General features: G+C 72.1%; 20 protein-coding genes. 9 read left to right on the forward strand and 11 right to left on the reverse strand.

Features of this window, described 5'->3' with window-relative positions:
* Positions 1-114: 114 nt before the first annotated feature.
* The 7 genes from argS to B0I31_RS05710 form a co-directional block, all read right to left on the reverse strand.
* Positions 115-1,881, reverse strand: a complete 1,767-nt coding sequence (gene argS, locus B0I31_RS05680; protein ID WP_245949711.1) for an arginine--tRNA ligase — start codon at positions 1,879-1,881, stop codon at positions 115-117.
* A 138-nt stretch (positions 1,882-2,019) separates the two neighbouring features.
* Entirely contained in the window at positions 2,020-2,895 is an 876-nt protein-coding gene (locus tag B0I31_RS05685; RefSeq protein ID WP_106614250.1) for an LLM class F420-dependent oxidoreductase, read from the reverse strand.
* 86 nt (positions 2,896-2,981) lie between these two features.
* Entirely contained in the window at positions 2,982-4,019 is a 1,038-nt protein-coding gene (locus tag B0I31_RS05690) for a medium chain dehydrogenase/reductase family protein (RefSeq protein ID WP_106614251.1), read from the reverse strand.
* A gap of 106 nt (positions 4,020-4,125) precedes the next feature.
* Positions 4,126-5,175 carry an ABC transporter ATP-binding protein gene (locus tag B0I31_RS05695; RefSeq protein WP_106614252.1) on the reverse strand — a complete coding sequence of 350 codons (1,050 nt, stop codon included), beginning with the start codon at positions 5,173-5,175 and terminating at the stop codon, positions 4,126-4,128.
* On the reverse strand, positions 5,172-5,990 hold the full coding sequence (modB, locus tag B0I31_RS05700) for a molybdate ABC transporter permease subunit (protein ID WP_106614253.1): 819 nt from the start codon (positions 5,988-5,990) through the stop codon (positions 5,172-5,174). The genes B0I31_RS05695 and modB overlap by 4 nt, the downstream gene beginning before the upstream one ends.
* On the reverse strand, positions 5,987-6,745 hold the full coding sequence (gene modA, locus B0I31_RS05705) for a molybdate ABC transporter substrate-binding protein (RefSeq protein WP_106614254.1): 759 nt from the start codon (positions 6,743-6,745) through the stop codon (positions 5,987-5,989). Before modA ends, modB begins: the two co-directional genes overlap by 4 nt.
* On the reverse strand, positions 6,745-7,143 hold the full coding sequence (locus tag B0I31_RS05710) for a TOBE domain-containing protein (RefSeq protein ID WP_106614255.1): 399 nt from the start codon (positions 7,141-7,143) through the stop codon (positions 6,745-6,747). Before B0I31_RS05710 ends, modA begins: the two co-directional genes overlap by 1 nt.
* Positions 7,144-7,430: 287 nt before the next feature.
* Here B0I31_RS05710 and B0I31_RS05715 point away from each other — a divergent pair, with 287 nt between their 5' ends.
* Positions 7,431-7,679, forward strand: a complete 249-nt coding sequence (locus B0I31_RS05715) for a hypothetical protein (RefSeq protein ID WP_146173747.1) — start codon at positions 7,431-7,433, stop codon at positions 7,677-7,679.
* Positions 7,680-7,692: 13 nt separating this feature from the next.
* On the opposite strand, the gene B0I31_RS05720 is transcribed toward B0I31_RS05715, so the two are convergent.
* The 3 genes from B0I31_RS05720 to B0I31_RS05730 form a co-directional block, all read right to left on the reverse strand.
* Positions 7,693-8,514: a tyrosinase family protein gene (locus tag B0I31_RS05720; RefSeq protein WP_106614257.1), complete on the reverse strand. Its 822-nt coding sequence runs from the start codon at positions 8,512-8,514 to the stop codon at positions 7,693-7,695.
* Positions 8,515-8,547: 33 nt separating this feature from the next.
* Positions 8,548-8,985: a tyrosinase family oxidase copper chaperone gene (locus tag B0I31_RS05725; protein ID WP_106614258.1), complete on the reverse strand. Its 438-nt coding sequence runs from the start codon at positions 8,983-8,985 to the stop codon at positions 8,548-8,550.
* A 201-nt stretch (positions 8,986-9,186) separates the two neighbouring features.
* Positions 9,187-10,362, reverse strand: coding sequence for a metallophosphoesterase (locus B0I31_RS05730; protein WP_106614259.1), 1,176 nt, complete (start codon positions 10,360-10,362; stop codon positions 9,187-9,189).
* 115 nt (positions 10,363-10,477) lie between these two features.
* On the opposite strand from B0I31_RS05730, the gene B0I31_RS05735 reads away from it, so the two are divergent.
* Positions 10,478-10,672, forward strand: a complete 195-nt coding sequence (locus B0I31_RS05735; protein WP_106614260.1) for a hypothetical protein — start codon at positions 10,478-10,480, stop codon at positions 10,670-10,672.
* Positions 10,673-10,841: 169 nt separating this feature from the next.
* On the forward strand, positions 10,842-12,986 hold the full coding sequence (locus tag B0I31_RS05740) for a putative bifunctional diguanylate cyclase/phosphodiesterase (protein WP_146173748.1): 2,145 nt from the start codon (positions 10,842-10,844) through the stop codon (positions 12,984-12,986).
* A gap of 136 nt (positions 12,987-13,122) precedes the next feature.
* On the opposite strand, the gene B0I31_RS05745 is transcribed toward B0I31_RS05740, so the two are convergent.
* A complete protein-coding gene (locus B0I31_RS05745) occupies positions 13,123-13,776 on the reverse strand; it encodes a thiaminase II/PqqC family protein (protein ID WP_106614262.1) in 654 nt (217 codons plus the stop codon).
* Positions 13,777-14,046: 270 nt separating this feature from the next.
* Here B0I31_RS05745 and B0I31_RS05750 point away from each other — a divergent pair, with 270 nt between their 5' ends.
* From B0I31_RS05750 to B0I31_RS05775, 6 genes are all read left to right on the forward strand, one after another.
* Positions 14,047-16,104: a diguanylate cyclase gene (locus tag B0I31_RS05750; protein WP_106614263.1), complete on the forward strand. Its 2,058-nt coding sequence runs from the start codon at positions 14,047-14,049 to the stop codon at positions 16,102-16,104.
* A gap of 4 nt (positions 16,105-16,108) precedes the next feature.
* Positions 16,109-16,567 carry a pyridoxamine 5'-phosphate oxidase family protein gene (locus tag B0I31_RS05755; RefSeq protein ID WP_106614264.1) on the forward strand — a complete coding sequence of 153 codons (459 nt, stop codon included), beginning with the start codon at positions 16,109-16,111 and terminating at the stop codon, positions 16,565-16,567.
* Between the two features lie 220 nt (positions 16,568-16,787).
* Positions 16,788-19,544 carry a discoidin domain-containing protein gene (locus B0I31_RS05760; RefSeq protein WP_106614265.1) on the forward strand — a complete coding sequence of 919 codons (2,757 nt, stop codon included), beginning with the start codon at positions 16,788-16,790 and terminating at the stop codon, positions 19,542-19,544.
* A 125-nt stretch (positions 19,545-19,669) separates the two neighbouring features.
* Entirely contained in the window at positions 19,670-20,854 is a 1,185-nt protein-coding gene (locus B0I31_RS05765; RefSeq protein WP_106614266.1) for an esterase-like activity of phytase family protein, read from the forward strand.
* A gap of 187 nt (positions 20,855-21,041) precedes the next feature.
* Entirely contained in the window at positions 21,042-21,188 is a 147-nt protein-coding gene (locus tag B0I31_RS05770) for a DUF1059 domain-containing protein (protein WP_073892909.1), read from the forward strand.
* A gap of 132 nt (positions 21,189-21,320) precedes the next feature.
* A complete protein-coding gene (locus B0I31_RS05775) occupies positions 21,321-22,040 on the forward strand; it encodes an MFS transporter (protein WP_106614267.1) in 720 nt (239 codons plus the stop codon).
* Positions 22,041-22,112: the final 72 nt, after the last annotated feature.

The raw sequence follows: 22,112 nt of genomic DNA on the forward strand, positions 1-22,112 counted from the left end.
ACCGGGGGAAGGGGAAGGTCCGCGACCGTGCTGATCCCGGTCGCGGACGACACCGGTGGGCGCGGTGAGCCGTCAGGGGGGACGGCTCACCGCGCCCGGCACGGTGAGCGAGGACTACATGCGTTCCGGGGCGACGATCCCCAGCAGGTCGAGCCCGTGGCCGAGGGTGCGTGCCGTCAGCCGGCACAGGGCCAACCGGTTGCCGCGCACGGGTTCGTCGGCCTTGATGACCGGGCAGTTCTCGTAGAACGTGGTGAAGGCGCGGGCCAGGTCGTAGAGGTAGCCGCACAGCCGGTGCGGTTCGAGGGTCGTCGCGACCTCACCGAGGACGGCGCCGTAGGCGTCGAGTTCCAGCCCGAGGGCGCGTTCGGCGGGCTGGAGCGGGACGGTGCGGTCGACGGAGGTGTCCGGGTCACCGGCCTTGCGCAGGATCGAGCGGATCCGGGCGTGGGCGTACTGGAGGTAGACGCCGGTGTTGCCGGTCAACGACACCATCCTGTCGACGTCGAACGAGTAGTCCTTCACCCGCGACGTGGACAGGTCGGCGTACTTGACCGCGGCGATCCCCGCCAGTTCGGCGATCCGGTCCAGTTCGGCGGCGTCGAGCTCGGGGTTCTTCTCCTCGACGACCGCGCGTGCGCGGGACACGGCCGCGTCGAGCAGGTCCATCAGCCGCACGGTGCCACCCGCCCGCGTCTTGAACGGCCTGCCGTCCGGACCGAGGATCGTGCCGTAGGCGACGTGCTCGGCGGTGATCCCGCCGGTGAGCCACCCGGCGCGGCGGGCCGCCTCGAAGACGAGCTGGAAGTGCAGCGCCTGACGCGAGTCGGTGACGTAGACCAACCGGTCCGCGGCGAGGTCGCGGATGCGGTAGCGGATGGTGGCCAGGTCGGTGGTGTCGTAGCCGTACCCGCCGTCGCGCTTGCGGACCATCAGGGTGACCGGCTTGCCCTCGGGCCCGGACACCTCGTCGGAGTAGAAGACCAGCGCACCGTCGCTCTCGACCACGAGGCCCGCGTCGACCAGCTCGTCGACCGTGTCGCCCAACAGGGGGTTGTAGAACGACTCGCCGACCGAGTCCTCCGGCGTGAGCAGCACGTTCAACCGGTCGTAGATGGCGCGGAACGACCGCTCGGACTCGGCCACGATGTCCTGCCACACCGCGACGGTCGCCGGATCGCCGGACTGCAGCGCGACGACGCGGGCCCTGGCCCGGTCGGCGAACTCCGGGTCGGCGTCGAACTCCGCCCGCGCCGAGCGGTACAGGGTGTCCAATGCGGATACCGCGGACACCTCGTCGCCGAGCTCGTCCTGGTGCCACGCGGCGTCGGGGTGCTCGTCCAGGTACTGGATCAGCATCCCGAACTGCGTGCCGAAATCGCCCAGGTGGTTCTGCCGCACGACCTCCGCGCCGAGGAAGCCCACCACGCGGGCGAGGCTGTCGCCGATGATCGTCGTGCGCAGGTGCCCGACGTGCATCTCCTTGGCGATGTTGGGCGCCGAGTAGTCGACCACGGTGCGACGCCCGTGCTCGGGCACGCCCACGCCGAGGCGCGAGTCCGCCAGGCGGGCCGCGACCTGCTCCCAGATCGCGTCGTCGGCCACGGTGACGTTGAGGAAACCGGGCCCGGACGGCACCGCCGAGGCGATCGGCCCGCCGGCGCCGAGCGCGGCCACGATGTCCGCGGCCAGGTCACGGGGCTTCACCCCGGTGCGCTTGGCGAGGGACAGCGCGGCGTTGCACTGGAAATCGGCGTGCTCGGATCGTCGCACCACGGGGTCGGCACCCGAGAGGTCCTCGCGGACCCGGCCGATCGCCTCTGACATCGCAGCAGCGATCCGTCCCAGCAGGGACGGCACCTCCTGGTGGTGCACACTCACCTGAACACAGCCTCCTTAGTAGGGAGGCGATTGTTCCAGCACGGACGCGCAGCGGCCTCTCCGCCCCGGCGCTCGAAGCGGTGACACGCGTCCGGCGTCCCGGTGGTGCGGAACCGGGACGCCGGACGCGTGCCGTGATCAGCCGATCGAGGCCAGCCGCTCGGCAGACGGCGCGATCACGCGCTCGATCCAGCGCGACAGGTCGCCGTCCGGCGAGCGGACGATGACGGTGTCGAGGCCCAACTCCGCGTAGCCCGCCAGCGTCTTGGTGAACGCGTCGACATCGCCCTCGCCCGGGATCGGACCGAGGTCCACCGCGGTCTTGCGGATCCCGTCGTAGTCACGGCCCAGGTCGTCGCAGTGGCGCCGCAGCACGTCGAGCTTGTGCGGCACCACGTCGGGGGACGGGACGAGCAGGTTGGAGGCGTCGGCGTACCGGGCGACCAGCCGCAGCGTCTTCCGCTCGCCGTTGCCGCCGATCATGATCTCCGGGTGCGGCGCGCTCAGCGGCGCGGGCACGCACCGGGTCTCGGCCAGTTGGTAGTGCTTGCCGTCGAACGGCCCGTTGTCCTCCGGGTCCCACATCTGCAGGCAGATCCGCAGCGCCTCCTCCATCCGCTCGAAGCGCTCGGCCAGCGGCGGGAACGGCACGCCCAGCCCCCGGTGCTCCCGCTCGTACCACGCGGCGCCGAGGCCCAACGTCGCGCGACCGCCGGACACCACGTCCAAGGTCGTGACGATCTTCGCCAGCAGACCGGGGTGGCGGTAGGTGACACCCGTGACGAGCGCGCCGAGCCGGACGGTCGAGGTGTGCGCGGCGAGGAACCCGAGCACCGTGTATGCCTCCAGCATCGGCTCCTCGGCCGCGTCGTTGTGCTCCATCTGGAAGTAGTGGTCCATCACCGACAACCACGCGACCCCGGCCGCCTCGGCCGCCGCGCCGGCCGCGGCCAACTCGGGGCCGAGCCGCGCCGCACCCTGGTTGAACCGGTTGATGTGCAGACCCAGTCGCACGTCGAGCTCCGTTCTCCACCCACGCTGCCATCGACGGCCGCGACGCTAGTGGCTGGAGTGCGCTCCAGGTCAAGCCCCGCGGCAGGTCAGGGCACCAGCACGACCTTGCCGGTCACCGTGCCGGACTCGGCCAGCGCGACGGCGTCCGCGACCTGCGCCAACGGCACGCGGGCCGCTACCTGCGGGCGGAGGGAACCGTCCGCGAGCAGGGCGAGGACGGCGCCCAGGTCGCGGTTCAGGCGGGCACGGAACTTCGGGGCGTCGCGCTTTCCCGCCCAGATGTTGAAGAACGTCGCGCGGTGGCCGTTGGGCAGGGCGTTCCACCACAGCAGGCGGGCGAACAGCTTCAGCACGGGCAGGCGGGACGAGCCCTCCTGGTCGCGGGTGGACGCGGTGCCGTAGGCGACGAGCGTGCCGCGGGGCGCGAGCAGGCGGTAGGAGTCGACGATGCCGGGGCCGCCGACGTGGTCGAACACCGCGTCCACGCCGTTCGGGGCGAGCGCGCGCACCCGCGCCGACAGGTCGGTGGCGCGGTAGTCGATCGGGGTGGCGCCGAGTTCGCGCACGGCGTCGTGGTGGCGTGGCGAGGCGGTGCCGATGACCCGTGCGCCGGCCAGCCGGGCCAGTTGCACCAGGGTCGAGCCGACGCCGCCGTTCGCGCCGTGCACCAGCACCATCTGGCCCGCGGTGACCTTCGCGACGCCGTGCAGCATCTGCCACGCGGTGAGGCCGTTGACCACGAGCGTCTCCGCCTCGACCGGGTCGATGCCGACCGGCACCGGCACCAGGTCCGCCACGTCCACCAGCGCGTGGCTGGTCCAGCCGCCGATCTTGGTCAGCGCCGCGAACCGCCCGCCGACCAGCGCCGCGTCCACCCCGGGCCCGACCTCCGCGACCGTGCCGACCAGGTCGTAGCCGGGCACGAACGGGAACGGCGGCTGGTCGTAGTACTTGGCGCGGCGCATCTGCTGCTCGGCGAACGACACCCCGGTCGCCTCGACCCGGACGAGCGCCTGGCCGCGTGCCGGGACGGGGCGGGCGCGGCGGCGCAGTTCGAGGCCGGTGGGCTCGACCACGCCCGGCAGCACGACTTCCAGGACCTGCTCGGCGGACTGCTGGCTCATCGCTTCCTCCAGTGTATGAGTGGTCAGTCACTCACTAGGAAGTGAACGCGGATCTCTGCCGCCTTGTCAAGGGATGTGCAAAGGAGTGGGCAGTCAGTCACACTCGTCACGACGGGTAGGCGTGCACCTCGGTCGCCTTGACGGCGGCCCACAGCCCGGCACCGGGCTGGAGCCGGAGGTCGGCGACGGTCGCCGTGGTGATGTCCGCCAGCACCGGCGGCACGCCGTCCAGCCGCACGCGAGTGGTGTGCGCGTGCTGCTCGATCCCGGCCACGGTCACCCGCCACGCGTTGCGCGGGCTGCCGGTCGGTCGGTCGGGGTGCAGGCTGACCGCGGTCGGCGGGAACACCACGTGCACCGGCCCGGTCGCGGGCGCGGCCACGGTGAACTCGCCACCGCCGTCCAGCGCCACGGACGTGCCGCGTGCCGTGCCGCGGTACAGGTTGAGGCCGACCAGGTCGGCGACGTAGTCGGTGCGCGGCCGCCGGGCCACCTCGGTCGGCGTGCCCTGCTGCACGACCTCGCCGTGCTCCAGCACCACCAGTCGGTCCGCCAGCACCATCGCGTCCAACGGGTCGTGCGTGACGAGCAGCGTGTGGCCGGGGTAGTCGCGCAGGTGGCGACCGAGTTCGGCGCGCACGTGCAGCCGGGTGGCGGCGTCCAGCGCGGCCAGCGGCTCGTCCAGCAGCAGCAGTTCCGGCTCGGTCGCCAGGGCACGGGCCAGCGCGACGCGTTGCGCCTGCCCGCCGGACAGCGTGCGCGGCTTGGCCCTCGCGTGCGCGGCCAACCCGACGCGGTCCAGCCACCGCGCCGCCTCCTCCCGCGCCACCGCACGGGGCACGCCACGCGCACGCAGCCCGAACGCGACGTTCTCCAGCGCGGACAGGTGCGCGAACAGCAGGTAGTCCTGGAACACCACGCCGATCGGGCGCCGTTCGGCGGGCCGGAACGCGTCCGGCGGCGCGTCCCACACCTCGTCACCGAGCCGGATGTGCCCGCCCGTCAACGGGAGCAGCCCGGCCAGGGCGCGCAGCGCGGTGCTCTTGCCCGCGCCGTTAGGGCCGAGCACGGCGACCACCTCGCCCGGCTCCACCACCAGTTCCGCGTCCAGGCGGAACACGCCGCGGGCCACCCGGAGATCCGCGTGCAGCGTCATGACGGCCCGCTGATCCACCGGTCGCGCAACGCGGCCAGCACGCCGACCGACACCAGCAGCAGCACCACGCTCAGCACGATCGCCGCGTCCGGATCGGTCTCCAGGGCCAGGTACACGGCCAGCGGCATGGTCGTCGTCTCGCCGGGGAAGTTGCCCGCGAACGTGATGGTGGCCCCGAACTCGCCCAACGCCCGCGCCCAGCACAGCACCGTGCCCGCGACCACGCCCGGCAGGATCGACGGCAGCGTGACCCGGCGGAACGCCAGCCAGCGCGACGCGCCCAGCGTCGCCGCCGCCTCCTCGTACCGCGGGTCGGCCGCCCGCAACGCGCCCTCCACCGAGATGACCAGGAACGGCATCGCCACGAACGCCTCCGCCAGCACCACCCCGGCGGTGGTGAACGGCAGCGAGACGCCGAACCACGCGTCCAGGTACTGCCCGACCAGCCCTCGCCTGCCGAGCACGAACAGCAACGCCACACCGCCCACCACCGGCGGCAGCACCAGCGGCACCGTCACCAACGCCCGCAGCACACCCCGGCCCGGCACGTCACCGCGCGCCAGCAGCCACGCCAACGGCACGCCGAGCACCAGGCACAGCACCGTCGCCAGGCTCGCGCACAGCAACGACAACCGCAGCGCCTCGCCGACCGACGCGCTGAACAGCCGGGACGGCAGCGTGCCCCACGGCGCGCGGACCAGCAGGCCCACCAGCGGCACGAGCAGGAACGCCAGGCCCAGGACGGCGGGCAGCACCAGCACCACCGGCAGCCGACCCGTGGCGCGGCGGCGCTTGCGGTGGGCGATCGACGTCACGGCGCCTCGAAGCCGGCCTCGGCGAGCACGGCTTGGCCCCGGTCGGACCGGACGTACTCCACGAACGCCCGCGCACCGGCCGCGTTGCCCGCCTTGGCCAACGGCGCGATCGGGTAGTCGTTGACCGCCAGGTCGGCCTCCGGGAACCCGATGCCCTCGACCTCGCCGCCCGCGGACCGCACGTCCGTCCGGTACACCAGCGCCGCGTCCACCTCGCCGAGCCGCACCTTGGTCAGCACGGCCTTCACGTCCTGCTCCAAGGTGTCCGGCCGGGGCGTCACCCCGGCGGCGTCGAACGCCCGCTTCGCCGCCGCGCCGCACGGCACCTGCCCGGCGCACAGCGCGATCTTCGCGTCGGCGTCGGCGAAGTCGGCCAGCCCGGTGATCCCCGCCGGGTTGCCCGCCGGCACCGCGATCTCCAGCCGGTTGCGCGCGAACGCGACCGGCTCGGCCGCCGTGCCGCCCGCGTCGACCACCTGCGCCATGGTGGCGGGCGAGGCGGAGGCGAACACGTCCGCCGGCGCGCCCTGCCCGATCTGCTGCGCCAACGCCGAGCTGCCGCCGAAGTTGAACACGACCTCCACCCCGGGGTGGGCGGCCTCGAAGTCCTCGCCGAGCCGGGTGAACACCTCGGTCAACGACGCCGCCGCGAACACCGTGACCCGGCCGTCCCCGGTGGTGTCCGCCGCGCCGCCCGATTCCGCCGCGCCGCACCCGGCCACCACCAGCAACGCCGCCAACGCCCACGCCCGCATCACGCCTCCGGGATCTCGACCACGACGTGCGTGGACTTGATCGAGGCCACCGCCACACCGCCCACCTCCAGGCCCAGCTCGTCGGCCGAGTCGCGGCTCATGAGCGACACCACCCGGAACGGGCCGGCCTGCAGTTCCACCTGCGCCATGACCCCGTCCTTGACCACGCGGGTGACGATCCCGCGCATCCGGTTGCGCGCCGACGCGGCCACCGTCACCCCCGGTTCGGGCGCCTCGGCCAGGCGTTGCGCGAACTCGGCCAGCTCACGGCCGTCGACGCCCATGCGCCCGCTGTCCAGCCGCACCTCGGCCAAGCGGCCCTGCTCGACCCACCGGCGCACGGTGTCGTCGCTCACCCCGAGCAGGGCGGCGGCCTCACTGATCCGCAGATTCGGCATGGCAGGCAGTATAACGCCGCACCTGCGGATAATCGTGATCTTGGTTCGCGCCACCCGGTGATCGGAGGAGCGCCATGAACTTCGCGCCGTTCGACCTGCGGACAACCTGCCGCACCTCGGGCTCGGAGCCGGCATGATCATCTCGGCCGTGCTCGCCACGGTCCTCGAACGCGCCCGAGGCCGGTACCCCGGCCGCGAACAGCGCGGTGCGTGACCGCCCGGCTGACCGCCGCACGGACCGCGTCGCGTAAGTTCACCCGGGGAGGCGCTTGACTGGGAGGGCGTAGATGGCGAGTTCCGGAGGACGGCGGCATTTCGGGCGGGTGGACCCGTTTTGCCTGTTCATGGTCCTGCCGCTGGTGGTGATCGCGGGCATCCTCATCTGGGGTGGGCTGGCCTGGGTCGGCATCGTCGTCATCGTCTGCGCCGCGATCGTGGTCGTCGTCGACTCGTGGACCAACCGGCCCCTGCCGTTCGAGGTGCCCGAGGACGACGACTACGACTACGACCCACCCCGGACGGGGCGTCGGGCGTAATGGCGGCCTCCGGTCAGGCGTACGTGTAGAGGCCGCGGTGGTCCAGCGTGGAGGCCACCGTGACGCCGAAGGGCACGAGCGTCTCGTTCACGTCCACGACGTTGGCGACACCGCCGCCGGGCAGGTAGCGGTCGGCGCCGAAGCCCCACCTCGTCTGCCAGAGGTGGTAGAGCCGGTCGACGTTGCAGTGGTGCAGGAAGAACACCGGGTCGTTCGGCGAGTCGATCTGGGCCATGTGCCCGCCGACCCACACGTGGATCCGGTTGTGCAGGTTCGGCGCCAGGCCGCCCTCCACGCGGTTGCGCATGCCGCTGCTCGACGAGGAGCCCCACGGCGACGCGTCGTAGGTCGACACGCCCATGACGGAGTCGGCGTCGGAGGTCGTGGGCAGCGAGCCGCGCAGCGCCATCGCCCGGCGCAGCGACGTCGAGGAGGTGGCGCTGACGTTGATCCGCCACCTCGTGGAGCCGGCGAACGGGCCGGTGGTGACGGGACCGTTGCCGCCGGAGCCGTTGCCGCCCATGAAGTCGGAGGTGAAGGGCGGGCCCGTGGTGGAGCGGTTGGCCGTCCAGTTCCAGTAGGGCAGGTCGACCGCGGAGTTGTGCGCCTTGAGGGCGTTCTCCAGCTCCAACAGGTACTGCCGGTGCCACGGCAGGAACGACGACGACATGTGCGCGTAGTTGTGGCCGTTGACGTTGTTGAAGTAGTCCATGTGGGTGCGCACGAACCAGTCGTAGTTGCGACCGCTGGTCTGCGCCTTCAGCGCCTTCAGCGCGGCGACGAAGTTGGCCTTCTCGGTGGCCGTCAACGCGGCCACGCTCTTGCGGGTGCCCATGGCTCGTGTCCTCTCGGGGCGGTCGGGCGGCGGTCACCGGTGGGAGTGGTCGGCGTGGTGGGTGAGCTCCTGCTCCCCGAGCTGGTCCACGGCGAGCTTGGCCAGCTTCTTGAGGCCGTCCCGGTTGTTGCCCTCGTCGAGCGGGATGGGGTCGAAGTGGCTGAGCGTGCTGATCACGGCGGTGTAGGTAGCGGTGGAGTCGGGCGCCACGGGCAGCTCGACCTGCACGACGCCGAGCTTCTTGCCGTTGATGTGGACCTTGTGCTTGCCGTTGGCCTTGTCGTGCTCGCCCTTGATCTTCTTGCCCTTGTAGGTCTCTTCGAAGTCACGGGGATCGGCGAGGGTGGCGACCCGGTCCGGGCCGGCCGCCGCGCCGGACGAGGCGAGGCCCGCGATGCCGGTCGCGGTGACGGCGAGGAGCGCGGCTGTCGCGCCGTGGCGGAACACGTCGCGACGGGAGATGTCGTTCATGGGAATCCTTCGGCGGCGGCGGGATCTTCGAGGTCCCCCAACGGCTGCCGTGACCGTGATCACGTCGGTCGTCCCTCTCACCCGAGCCTGCGACCGCGCGGTGCCGCCGACAACAGCGCTCACCCATTCGTGTGAGCGCTACGCCCATGTAGGTAGGGCCGAAGTACCCACCGTGTCGGTTCTGCGTCTACCGGCCGTAGGTCAGGTCGCACGCAGCGTGAGAAGGGAGATCTCGCTCGGCGCGAAGACGCGCAGCGGCGGGCCCCAGAACCCGGCACCCCGGCTCGTGTAGAGCCGCGTGCGCTCGCCGTGCCGGCTCAACCCGGCCAGCACCGGCTGCTGCAGCCGCACCAGCAGGTGGAACGGCCAGATCTGGCCGCCGTGGGTGTGCCCGGACAGCTGGAGGTCGACGCCCGCGGCGACCGCCTTGCCGATCTCGCTCGGCTGGTGGGCCAGCAGCACCACCGGGTCGTCGGCGCGGGTGCCCGCCAGCGCCGCGTCGAGGTCCGCGCCGTGGCCGTCCTCGCCGGAGTGCGCGCCGGTGACGTCGTCCACGCCCGCGAACACCAACCGCGCGTCACCGCGTTCCAGCACCCGGTGCTGGTTGTGCAGGCTCGTCCAGCCCAGCTCGGTCAGGTGGTCCAGCCAGGCCTGGGCGTTGGAGATGTACTCGTGGTTGCCCGACACGTAGAACCGGTGGCGGGCTCGGACGTCGCCCAGGGCGGCGGCCTGGCCGCGGCGCTGCGCCACCGTGCCGTCCGCGATGTCGCCGACGTGCACGACGACGTCCGGTCCCAGCGCGTTCACCGCCGCCACCGTGCCCACGGACCACTTCGTGCGGTCGATCGCGCCGTAGTGGGTGTCGGCGAGCACCGCGATGGTCAGGCCGTCGAACGCCCCGTCCAGGCGGGGGAGCGCGACGTCGGTCCGTTTCACCCGCGGCACCCGGCGTGCCTCGCGGATGCCGTACCCGACCAGCGCGAGCCCGAGGACGAGCAGCGTGATCGCGACGAACCGCGCCCGGAACGGGTTCTCGACCCCCGCGACCGCCAGCACGAGCCGCAGCACGTGCGTGATCAGCGTCCACGTGAAGAACACCCAGGCGACGCCCAGCATCAGGTGCGCGATCCGGGAGGCCCGGTCGGAGTGCCGGCGACCGTGCGCGCGGACCAGCAGCAGCGGGAACGCCACCGATGTGACGACGAAGAACGCCGTGCCGACGACCTGCACCGGCCACGGCCACCGCGCCCCCGGTGCGAGCAAGCCCGTCCACGGCACCCAGAACAGCAGTGCGGTGACCGTCACGAGCACCGCCGCGAAGGTGACGCGTCGCCGCGCGGACGGGCGGGGTGGCGCGGTCGTCGTCGTGCTCGACATCGGTTCTCCTCGGCGGCGTCACGACCCTTACGGACCGGCGGGCTCTTATCGACGGTAGCCCGCCGTGCGGCCGGTGTCCAAGTTTGCCGCCGTGGTGCGCGGAAACCCCGGTCACATGGCTGACGAGGACGAGCGCGAGATCAACCCGACGGAGGAGTTCCGGGTCGAGACGCCGGAGGAGGACGAGCGGCTGGCCGAGTCGCAGCGCAAGATCGACGAGGCCAAGGTCGTCGCCGCCGACCTCGCCAAGGCCACCCCGGACCCGCTGCCCGACAGCGACCCGCCGGAAGGCTCGACGCCCGGGTCGTGACCGGGCGGCCGGTGCACCTGCTACCCGTCGTCGCCCGCCGCGATCGGCCGGGTCCGGACCACAGTGGACTCACCCGAATGGCGGTTGAGAACGAGAACACCGATATGGATAGTTCGATCTTCCGCGAGGGTGTTCAGCCGACCGCCGCTTGACTTGGGGGTAACCGGGCGTGGCACGTCCAACCCGCACCGTGGTGGACGACCCGCTCTCGTCGCCCGGTCGTTCCGGGCTGCACTGGATCAGGTTGCTCACCGAGGCGTACTCCTGGATCAGCTCGGTCGCGTTCCTCGTCCAGCTGCTCCTGATCGGCATCGGGCCGGGCCGCCTGGTGCTCGCCGCGCTGGTGTCGTCCGTGCTGGTGTCCTGGGTGCTGTGGCCCAAGCGGGACACGTGGTTGGTGGCGCTGGTCGAGTGCGCGGTCGTGCACGGCGCGGTGTTCGTGCTGCCCACCCCGCAACCGGCCCTCGGCTTCGTGTTCGCGGTCACGGTGCGGCGTGCGCTGCGCGGCGGGCGGCACGAGCGGTTCCCGCTGCGCGCCCTGCCCGCGCTGCTCGGTTTCCTGACCGGGTTCACGGCGTGGGTCTCGGTCGGCTCGGCCGCGGTGACGGGCCCGGTGGTCGCCTCCGTGGCCATGCCGCTGGTGGGTTTGGGTGTCGTGGCGATGGCGCTGCACGAAGCGGTGCGCTCGGCGACCCTGGTCCAGGACGCGCACCGCACCGTAGAGGCGGTGGTGCGGGCCAGCCCGGTCGGGCACGTGCTGCTCGACGCCGAAGGCGCGCCCCGCCTGCACAACGACCGGGCACGAGAGCTGTTGGCGTGGCCCGCGCGGGAGCCGGGACGGGTGCCGTGCCCGCACGGTCCGGACATCACCGCCTGCACGCGCGGCTGCCGTTCGGCGGACGACGCGGTGGAGGTCCGCGTCACCCGCGCGGACGGCTCTACCGGCGTGCTGGCGGTGCACGCGGTGCCGGTGCAGGACGTCTCCGAGCAGCACACCCTGGTCACCGCGCTGGACGTGAGCAAGCGCCGTGAGCTGGAGGACGCGTTGCGCGCCCGGGCCGAGCGGGACGAGCTGACCGGGCTCGCCGGGCGAACGCACTTCCTGCACCAGGTGGACGGGGCGCTGCTGGCCGGTGAGGCGGTGGGCCTGCTGGTGATCGACCTCGACGGGTTCAAGGAGGTCAACGACGCCGAGGGGCACGAGGCGGGCGACTGGTACCTGGTGTCGGCGGCCGAGCGGATCGGCCGGGCCGTGGGACCGGTGGCCACGGCGGCGCGGCTCGGTGGCGACGAGTTCGCGGTGCTCGCGCCCGGTCACGACGTGCGCGAGTCGGCGCGGCTGGCCACCCGGATCCTGTCCGAGCTGGCGCGACCGCTGACCGGGCTGGGGCACGAGACGGTGATCCGGGCCAGCGTCGGCATCGCGGTGTCGTCGGCGGGGGTCGGGACGGCGGACCTGCTGCGTGACGCGGACACCGCGATGTACGTGGCCAAGCGCGAGGGCGGCGGGCGGATCCGGCTGTTCCGGCCCGAGATGGGGGAGCGGGTGCTGGCCCGGCAGCGCGACAAGGCCGACCTGCGCACGGCCGTGTCCGATGGGCAGTTGGTGCTGCACTACCAGCCGATCGTGGACCTGGCGACGTCGGCGGCGGCGGGTGCGGAGGCGTTGGTGCGGTGGCAGCGGCCGGGGCACGGGCTGCTCGGGCCGGGTGAGTTCATCGGGCTGGCGGAGGAGACGGGGCTGATCGTGCCGCTGGGCAACAAGGTGCTGGCCGGTGCGTGCGAGCAGGCGATGCGGTGGCGTGAGCAGGGGCGTGAGCTCGGGGTGACGGTGAACGTGTCCACCCGGCAGCTGTCCGCGGCCGCGTTCCTGCCGTCGTTGGACCGGGTGCTGAAGACCACCGGGCTGCCGCCGGAGCGGCTGACGATCGAGGTGACCGAGTCGGTGTGGGCGGACGGCGCCGCGATGCGCGGGCTGATGGAGGTGCGGGAGACCGGGGTGCGGGTGGCGTTGGACGACTTCGGCACCGGTTACTCGTCGTTGAGCTACTTGCAGCGCTACCCGTTCGACGTGGTGAAGATCGACCGTTCGTTCACCGGCGCCCTGTCCGAGACCAGCCGCACCGCGGGCGTCGTGCGGTGCATCATCGACCTGGCGGAGGTGCTGGGCGCCCACACCGTCGCCGAGGGCATCGAGACCCAGGCCCAGGCCGACTGGCTCCGCAACGCCGGCTGCGCCTACGCCCAGGGCTACCTCTTCGGCCGCCCCGACCTGGCCGAGAACTGGACCGCCCAACCCTCCGTCCCCCACTGACCCGCGTGTCGAACGCCCAGGACCCCCGAGTTCAACCCTCAGGAGCCCGCGGTGAACCGTCCGAGGTACCTGAACGTAGAACTCAGTGGGCCGGAAGGTTCGACACGCGGGACCTGAGCGTTCGACACGCGCGGAGTCAGAGGTCGGCGAGGGTGTTCCAGAACATCAGTTCGTAGGAGTGGAGGAGGCGGGCGGCGGGCATGGCGCCGGTGGGGGTCCAGCCGGTGGCGAGGACGTCGGTCAGGGCGCGCAGGCTCAGGGCGTCCAGGTCGGGCGCGGGTTCGGCGAAGAAGTCGAAGAAGGCGCAGCCGGCGTCGTCGAAACCGTAGTGCTCGCGCAGTGCGGCGGCGATCGTCGCGCAATAGCCGCCCCATTCCGCGAAGTTCGCCAGAATCGCGAGGAGAGCGTCCTGCGGATTGCCGTCCAACGCCAGCCTGGCCACGTACGACGGATATGCCTGGCACCCCGGCAACGGCCGGTACGCGGCCACGTCCTCCGGGGTCAGGCCGCACGCGGTCGCGAAATCGGCCAGTTTGGCCAACGCCAACCCCTCACCGCTCGCGACGGTCGCGAAGAACTCCCGCTGCGCGGGCAACGGCGACTGCGCGGCCAAAGTGAGGAACGCTCGCCAATCGCTCTGCACGATGCGGTGCTCTTCGGCCGCCAGCGCCTTCAACGCCTCCAGGGACGCCTCACCGGACGCGATCAGCGGCACCAACCGGTTCGACCCGCCGTCGCTCTTCAGCTCCTCGCGCACCCGCTCCAACAGGTCTTTCGCGTCCTTCGCCATCGTTCCCCCTCGTCCGGGCACCGCCCGTCCCCGGCGACGGCGGCGTGACCAATAAGCACTCTATAGAGCCGGTCGACACCGTGCGCGCACCGGTTGTGTCGATGAAGACTCGGCAACAGGGATTGACGCGGACTCCTCTTTGCCGGTCTCATAGCCCCGCCTTGTCGAACGTCCGCTTTGCCTCAGTAGGGAGTGCCGGGATTGCGCGTCGCCGGAGTCACGTCGGTCGAAAACCGCGGAATCCCGATCCGAGAACAACATCAGTTGTGGATGGGTTACCTGGCTTTCGGCCTGTTATCGGTCGCGGTCTACTACGCGTTGCCGATCTTCGTCGGCACGATTCCGCTCCGCGTGGTCGTGTACTGCGCGGTGAGCACGTCCGCCGCCCTGGCCGTGTGGTGGGGGGTGCGGCGCAACCGGCCCGAGCCCCGCGCGCCGTGGCTCGTGCTCGGCCTGAGCCAGCTCGTGTACGCCCTGGCCGACGCCACGTTCTACGTCTCGCACTACGTGCTGCTGGACCTGCGCTACCCGGCCGTCGCCGACGCGTTCTACCTCGGCCACTACCCGCTCGTCGTGGTCGGCCTGCTCATGCTCATCCGCCAGCGCCGCTCCGACCGGGACCTGCCCAGCCTGCTCGACGCGGTCTCGCTCACCGTGGTCGCGGGCCTGCTGTCGTGGGTGTTCGTGATCGGTCCGCAGACCCGCCTCGGTACGCCGTTGCTGGTCGAGATGGTGTCGCTGGCCTACCCGCTGATGGACCTGGTGCTGCTGCTGGTCTCGCTGCGGCTGCTGTTCGGCGGCGGACGGCGTGACGCGTCGTTCGTGCTGCTGGCCCTGTGGCTGGCCGCGATCCTCACCGCCGACACCGTGTACGTGTTGCAGCGCCTGGACCTCAGCTACGCGGCGGGCAACTTCCTGGACGCGATCTGGCTGACCGGCAACCTCGCGCTCGGCGCGTGCGCGCTGCACCCGTCGATGGGCCGGATCGCGCAGTCGGTCGACGTGCCCGCGCTGCGGCTGAGCTGGCCCCGGTTGGCGATCCTGTCCGGCGGGGCGCTGATCGGGCCGGCGCTGCTGCTCGTGCAGAACGCGCAGGGCGTGCGGCGGGACGTGCCGGTGATCGCGGCGGGCTGCGCGGTGCTGTTCGCGTTGACCGCGACCCGGCTCGCGGGCCTCGCGGTGGACCAGCGCAGGCTCGCGATCACCGACAGCCTCACGCGGCTGCGCAGCCGCCGCTACTTCGAAGCGCGCCTCGCCGAGGAGGTGGCCCGCGCCAAGCGCGCCGGCAGCCCGCTGGGCGTGGTGATCCTCGACGTCGACCGGTTCAAGTCGATCAACGACCGGTTCGGCCACCCGGCGGGCGACCGGGTGCTGGTGGAGGTGGCCGCACGGCTGCGCGCGATCGGCGGGCCGGGCCGGGTGCTCGCCCGGTACGGCGGCGAGGAGTTCGCGCTGATCGCGACCGGTGCGGACGCCGAGAACCTGGGCCGGCTCGCGGAACGGCTGCGGCACGGTGTTTCCCACCACCCGATCGCCGTGAGCGGTCGCAGATCGGTAACGGTTACGCTCTCCGCCGGCACCGCCGCGTTCGCGCCGCATTACGGCACCGCGTCCGCGTTGGTGTCGGCGGCTGACCGCGCGCTGTACCTGGCCAAGGACCTGGGTCGGGACCGGGCGGTCGCCGGTGGCACATCGCTCACCGAACACCGGGAGGACGTCGCGGTGGACTACCTGAACCAGGTCGCGGACCTGGTCGACCTGCGCGTGGCCAGTCCCGGGCGCAGTCTGGCCATCGCCGAGTGGGCGCGCACCCTCGCCGAACACCTGAAGCGGGACCCGGCCGAGGTCCGCCACGCGCACCGCGCGGGACGACTGCTGGACGTCGGCATGATCGTGCTGCCCGACGACCTGCTCACCGAGTCCGGCCCGCTGACCGACCAGCAGTGGCACCTGCTGCACGAGCACCCCGACAGCGGCGCGCGGATGGTCAGCGTGCTGCCCGACCACGGCGAGGTGGCCGAGGTCATCCGCCAGCACCACGAGCGGTGGGACGGTGCCGGCTACCCGAACGGCCTGACCCGCGACACCATCCGGATCGAGGCGCGGATCCTGTCCGTGTGCGACGCGTGGGCGGCGATGCGCGCCGACCGGCCGCACCGGCGTGCGCTCACCCACGAGCAGGCGGTGCGCGAACTGCGGGCCGGGCGGGGCGCGCGGTTCGACCCGGAGCTGGTGGACGTGTTCCTGGCGCTGCTGGAGCAGGGCGCGGTCGGCGACCTGAACGCCGGACCGGCGGCGGCGTCGCGGGAGGACAGCCGCCTATCCTGACGCCATGTCGCGCCGGGCCCTGATCACGATGACGACGGACGAGGTGCGCTCGTTCCTGGAGGAGCAGCGCGTGGTCACGGTGGCCACGATCGGCCCGAACGGCAGGCCGCACCTCGTGCCGCTGTGGTTCGTGGTGGAGGACGGCGAACTGGCCGGCTGGACGTACCGCGCCTCGCAGAAGGTGGCGAACCTGCGCCGCAAGCCCGAGGCCACGCTGCAGCTGGAGGCGGGGGAGACCTACGACCGGCTGCGCGGCGTCACGATGGAGTGCGACGTGCGGCTGGTGGAGGAGCAGGCCGAGGTCGCCCGCATCGGCGCGGCGGTGGCGGCGCGGTACTCCGGGCACAGCGGGCCGGAACTGGACGCGTTCGTGGCCGCGCAGGCGGTGAAGCGGGTGGGGCTGCGGTTCGCGCCCACCTCGGTCGTCTCCTGGGACCACCGCAAGCTCAGCGGTACCTACTGACCGCCGCGAGATCACCGAGCGGACGGCGCAAGCGAACGCAAGTTACCGCAAGCCCAGCGCAAGCGGTCGATTCGGCAACCCCTGGCTCGCCACAGTCGGGTTTTTGCGTGTTTCAGTAGACATCTTGCGCTGAGCTGATCGTGCTGCTTATGGTGTGCGCCACGCCACACCCCTGTGACATCCCTGCACGCGAGGTCCCGTCCAACGAAGGGCTGAACCCATGCGAGTCGACCCCACCCTCCGACGCCCACTGGCGCTCGGCGCGGCGGCGGTGGCCACCTCCCTGCTCGCCGCCGTCACGATCGCCGTCGCACCGAACGAGGTCGCGGCCCAAGCCGCCGCGGCGGCCACGTCGCCGTTCGACATCCCCGGCCGGGGCGCCGACGTGCCGTTCGTCGAGCACGAAGCCGAAGCCGCCGCCACGAACGGCACGAAGATCGGCCCCGGCCGACGCCAGGGCACGCTGGAGGGCGAGGCGTCCGGCCGCCGCGCCGTGACGCTGTCCGGTCAGGGCCGGTACGTCGAGTTCACCCTCACCGAGCCCGCGAACTCGATCGACCTCCGGTACAGCATCCCGGACGGCAACGGCGGCGCGGGCATCACCGCGCCCCTGTCGCTCTACCTCGACGGCGTGAAGACCAGCAGCCTCACGCTCACCTCGAAGTACGCGTGGCGCTACGGCGGCTACCCCTACGCCAACGACCCGAACCAGGGCAAGCCGCACCACCTCTACGACTCCACCCGCGCCCTGTTCCCCCGCACGCTCCCCGCGGGCGCCAAGGTGAAGCTCCAGGTCGACGCGGGCGACACCGCGCCGTCCTACACGATCGACCTGGCCGACTTCGAGCTCGTCGCGCCACCGGCCACCCGGCCCGCGAACTCCGTCTCGGTCACCGAGCACGGCGCCACCCCCAACGACGGCACGAACGACAGCGCAGCCTTCGACGCCGCGGTCGCCGCCGCCAGGGCCTCCGGTCGCGAGGTGTGGATCCCTGCCGGCCGGTTCACCGTCACCAAGCACATCACCGTCGACCAGGTCACCGTCCGCGGCGCGGGCCACTGGCACAGCGTCGTCACCGGCGACCGGGTCGGCTTCTACGGCCTGGGCGAGCCGTCGAGCTGCGGCCAGGGCGGCAACTCCGGCGTGAGCACCCGCGTCGGCCTGCACGACTTCGCGATCATCGGCGAGGTCACCAACCGGGTCGACTGCGACCAGACCAACGCCATCGGCGGCGCGCTCGGCGGCGGCTCGGTGATCTCCGGGATGTTCCTGCAGCACACCAAGGTCGGCCTGTGGCTGGACGGCCCGTTCTCCGGCTTGACCATCCGCAACAACAAGGTGGTCGACCAGCTCGCGGACGGCATGAACCTGCACCGCGGCATCAGCAACGTGCTCATCGAGCACAACCTGTTCCGCAACATCAGCGACGACGGCATCGCGTTCTGGTCGGAGCACCAGGCCGACCACAGCAACACGATCCGCCGCAACACGGTGGTCGTGCCGATGAAGGCCAACGGCATCGCGATCTACGGCGGCCGGGACAACGTGGTCACCGAGAACGTCGTGGCCGACACCCAGGACCAGGGCGGCGGCCTCCACGTCGGCAACCGCTTCTCCTCGGTGCCCCTGTCGGGCACGACCACCCTGTCGAAGAACACCACGCTGCGCGCGGGGGTGCTCGACTCGAACTGGCAGTTCGGCGTCGGCGCCCTGTGGTTCGACGCCCGGGACGGCGCGATGAACGGCCGGATCGACGTCACCGACACCGACTTGATCGACAGCAACTACGAGGCCATCCAGTTCATCAGCGGCACCATCACCAACGTGCACTTCAACGGCGTGCGGATCAACGGCGCGGGCACGTTCGGCGTCCAGCTCCAGTCGCCGGGCGCGGCGTCGTTCACCAACGTGACCGCCACCGGCCTCGGTCGGGCGGGTATCTACAGCTGCCTGGGCGAGAACGCGTTCCAGATCACCAGGGGCGCGGGCAACTCCGGCTGGGACGGCCCGTCGTACTGCGGACCGTGGCCGGACCCGATCTACACCGACCCGACCAACCCGCCGACCACCACCACCACCACGACCACGACGACCACCACGACGACCGTTCCGCCGGGCGGCAACCTGGCCCGGGGCAAGGCGGTCAGCGCCTCCACCGCGAACGGCGGCTTCCCGGCCACCCACGCCGTGGACGGTGACGCGAACACCTACTGGGAGAGCGCGAACAACCAGTTCCCGCAGTCGCTGACCGTCGACCTGGGACGGTCGGAGAACGTCGGCCGCCTGGTGCTGAAGCTCCCGCCGCCCGCCGCGTGGGAGGCGCGCACGCAGACGCTGAGCGTGTCCGGCAGCACGGACGGCGCCAACTACAGCCCGGTGGTGGCGTCGGCCGGTTTCCGGTTCGACCCGGCGTCCGGCAACCAGGTCACCATCCCGGTGTCCGGAACCCACCGCCACCTGCGGCTGACGGTCACCGGCAACACCGCCTGGCCGGCCGCGCAGCTGTCCGAGCTGGAGGTGTACGGCTCGACCACCACGACCACCACCACTTCACCACCGCCGCAGGGCAACGTGGCCCGCGGCAAACCCGTCCAGGCCTCGGCCAACGGCGGCTTCCCGGGCGGCAACGCGGTGGACGGTGACGCCAACACCTACTGGGAGAGCCCGAACAACGCGTTCCCGCAGACGTTCACGGTCGACCTGGGCAGCCGGATCGCGGTGAACCGGATCGTGCTGAAGCTGCCGCCAGCCGCCGCCTGGGCCGCCCGCACGCAGACGTTGTCCGTGTCCGGCAGCACGGACGGCACCACCTACAGCCAGCTGGTCGCGTCGGCCGGATTCCGGTTCGACCCGGCGTCGGGCAACCAGGTGAGCATCCCGGTCTCGGCCGACCACCGCTACCTGCGGCTGACCGTCACCGGCAACACGGGCTGGCCCGCGGCCCAGCTCGCGGAGTTCGAGGCGCACGCGGCCTGACGCCTCGGCTCGGGTGGTCCGGCGGCAACGGCGTCGCCGGACCACCCCTGTCGTTCACCCGGTCCACTTAGCGTTCCGCTTACCGCGTGCCCGAGTCGGGCGCGCCACGGCAGAACGGAACGCTCATGAGGAGACCGCTGGTCCTCGGTCTGTCCGCGCTACTGCTGGTCGCGGCGGCGGTGCCGGGTTCGGCCGACCGCCGCGACTTCGGCCGGGCCACGCTGACCGGGTTCGCCGCACTGCCCGCCACGACGTTCGTGCCGGGCAGCGAGCCGTCCGGGGCCGCCCTCGGCACCGCGCCGGTCAACGGGATCGTGCCGCCGTTCGCGGACCAGCCGGTGCAGGGCTTCAGCGGCGTGCTGCGCAACGCAGACGGCACGTTCGACGTGCTGTCCGACAACGGCTACGGCACGAAGGCCAACAGCGCCGACTTCACCCTCCGCGTGCACCGGATCGGCCCGGACTTCGGCACCGGCGCGGTGGACGTGCTCGGCGGCATCACGCTGACCGACCCGAACGGCCACGTGCCGTTCCCGCTCACCCGGCCGGACCGGGTGCTGACCGGCGCGGACTTCGACGTCGAGTCGATCACCCGTGCGGGCGACGGCACGTACTGGATGGGTGACGAGTTCGGCCCCTACCTGCTGCACTTCGACCGCGCGGGACGGTTGCTCGCGCCGCCCGTGCCGCTGCCGGGCGTCTTCGCGCCGGAGAACCCGGCGGGCACGCCGAACCTGGGCGGCAGCAAGGGGTACGAGGGCCTGGCGCTGTCGGTCGACGGGCGCAGGCTCGACGCCCTGCTGGAGGGCACGGTCGCCGGTGACGAGCCCGGCACGCTGCGGCTCAACGAGTTCGACCTGGACCGAGGCCGGTACACCGGCGTGCGCTGGACCTACCGGCTGGACAGGCCGGAGCACGCGATCGGCGACGCCGTCACGGTGGACCGCAACCGGCTGCTGGTGATCGAGCGGGACGGCGCGCAGGGCGTCGACGCCCGGGTCAAGCGGGTCTACCTGGTCGACAAGCGCGACCGCGACCGCGACGGCGTGCTGGACAAGACGCTGGTGGCCGACCTGCTCGACATCGCCAACCCCCGCCGGCTCGGCGGCTTCGGCGAGACGTTCACCTTCCCGTTCACCACGATCGAGGACGTGGTGATCCTGGACGACCGCACGATCGGCGTGCTCAACGACAACAACTTCCCGTCCTCGTCGGGGCGCACCCCGGGCAAGCCGGACGACAACGAGTTCATCACCCTGCGCCTGGGCGACGACCTCGACGCCGACCCGCGCGTGCTGCGCCGACGCTGACCCACCAGTCGCGCCAGGACCGCTGGTCCTCCGCGACCTGCCGGAACACCCGCTTGAACTCGCCGAACGCGTCCTCGCCGACGCGTTCGGCGTGGCGGCGCCCGATGGCGGCACCGCACTCGTCCGGTCGACAACGTCGTCACCTTCAGTAGAGTCGGTCCGGAGAGATCACCAGCGGAGGATTGCGATGAAGCGGAACATCACCTGCCCCTGTGGCGAGCACATCACGGGTCAGGACGAGGACGACCTGGTGGCCAAGACCCAGCAGCACCTCAAGGAGAACCACCCGGGCCACGACTACTCGCGCGACGAGATCCTGTTCATGGCCTACTGACCGACCTCGGTCGGCACGATGGGGGACGTCACCGGCCCGGGTGTCCGGTGACGGGAGGGAACGCGTCGGGGAGCCGCCCGCGCCGCTAGGCGTGATGGGCCACCGTGTGTCCGCCCGCGGCACGGAGGGCTTGTGCTGAACGCGTTGCGCGTGGGTGATTTCCGGCTGCTGTGGGCGGCCCGCGCGGTCAGCGCGTTCGGCACCGGCACGGCGTTGAGCAGTGCCAACGCGCTCAACTCCGTCACCGACGGCGTGGCCCGGCTGGTCGGCGCGCCGCTGGGCGCCGCGTTGATGGCCCTGGTGGGCTTCCACGGCCTGGTGCTGGCGGACGTGGCGAGCTACGTCGTCTCGGCCGTGCTGCTCGCGCTGCTGTCCCGGCACCCGTCGACCGCGGGCAGGCGGGGCGTGGGCCGGGAACTGGCGGAGGGGTTCGCCTTCCTCCGATCGGACCGGACGGCCTCGGCGCTCCTCGTGGTCAGCACCGCCTTCCTGGCCGCGAACGCCTCGCTCAGCGCCCTGCTGGTCCCGTTCGGCTTGACCGCGTTCGGCGGCACGGCGGCGGTCGGGCTGGCGCTGCCCGCCGCGGTGGTGATCGGGTCGGCGGGTTCGGCGGCCCTCGTCGTCACGCAGACCACGCTGCAACGGGTGACGCCCGCCGAGGTGCTGGGGCGGGTCGGCGCGGTGCTGTTCACCGGTGAGGCCGCGGCGACGTTCGTCGGTGCCCTGGTCGGCCCCGCGCTCGCCGAGCTCACCTCAGCGCGCACGACCGCGTACGCGGCGTGTGCGGTCACCGTGATCGCCGCGGTGTACGCGACATCTACACCTTCCGTTCACCAACCGTTCGCCCGGTGATCGCCGGTTCGCGCGTCAAACGAGTCGAGCGAACGAGATGATCAGGCTCGAACACGGGGGTGAGCGGGTCAA

This window comes from Saccharothrix carnea, assembly GCF_003014735.1.
Taxonomy (GTDB): Bacteria; Actinomycetota; Actinomycetes; order Mycobacteriales; family Pseudonocardiaceae; genus Actinosynnema; species Actinosynnema carneum.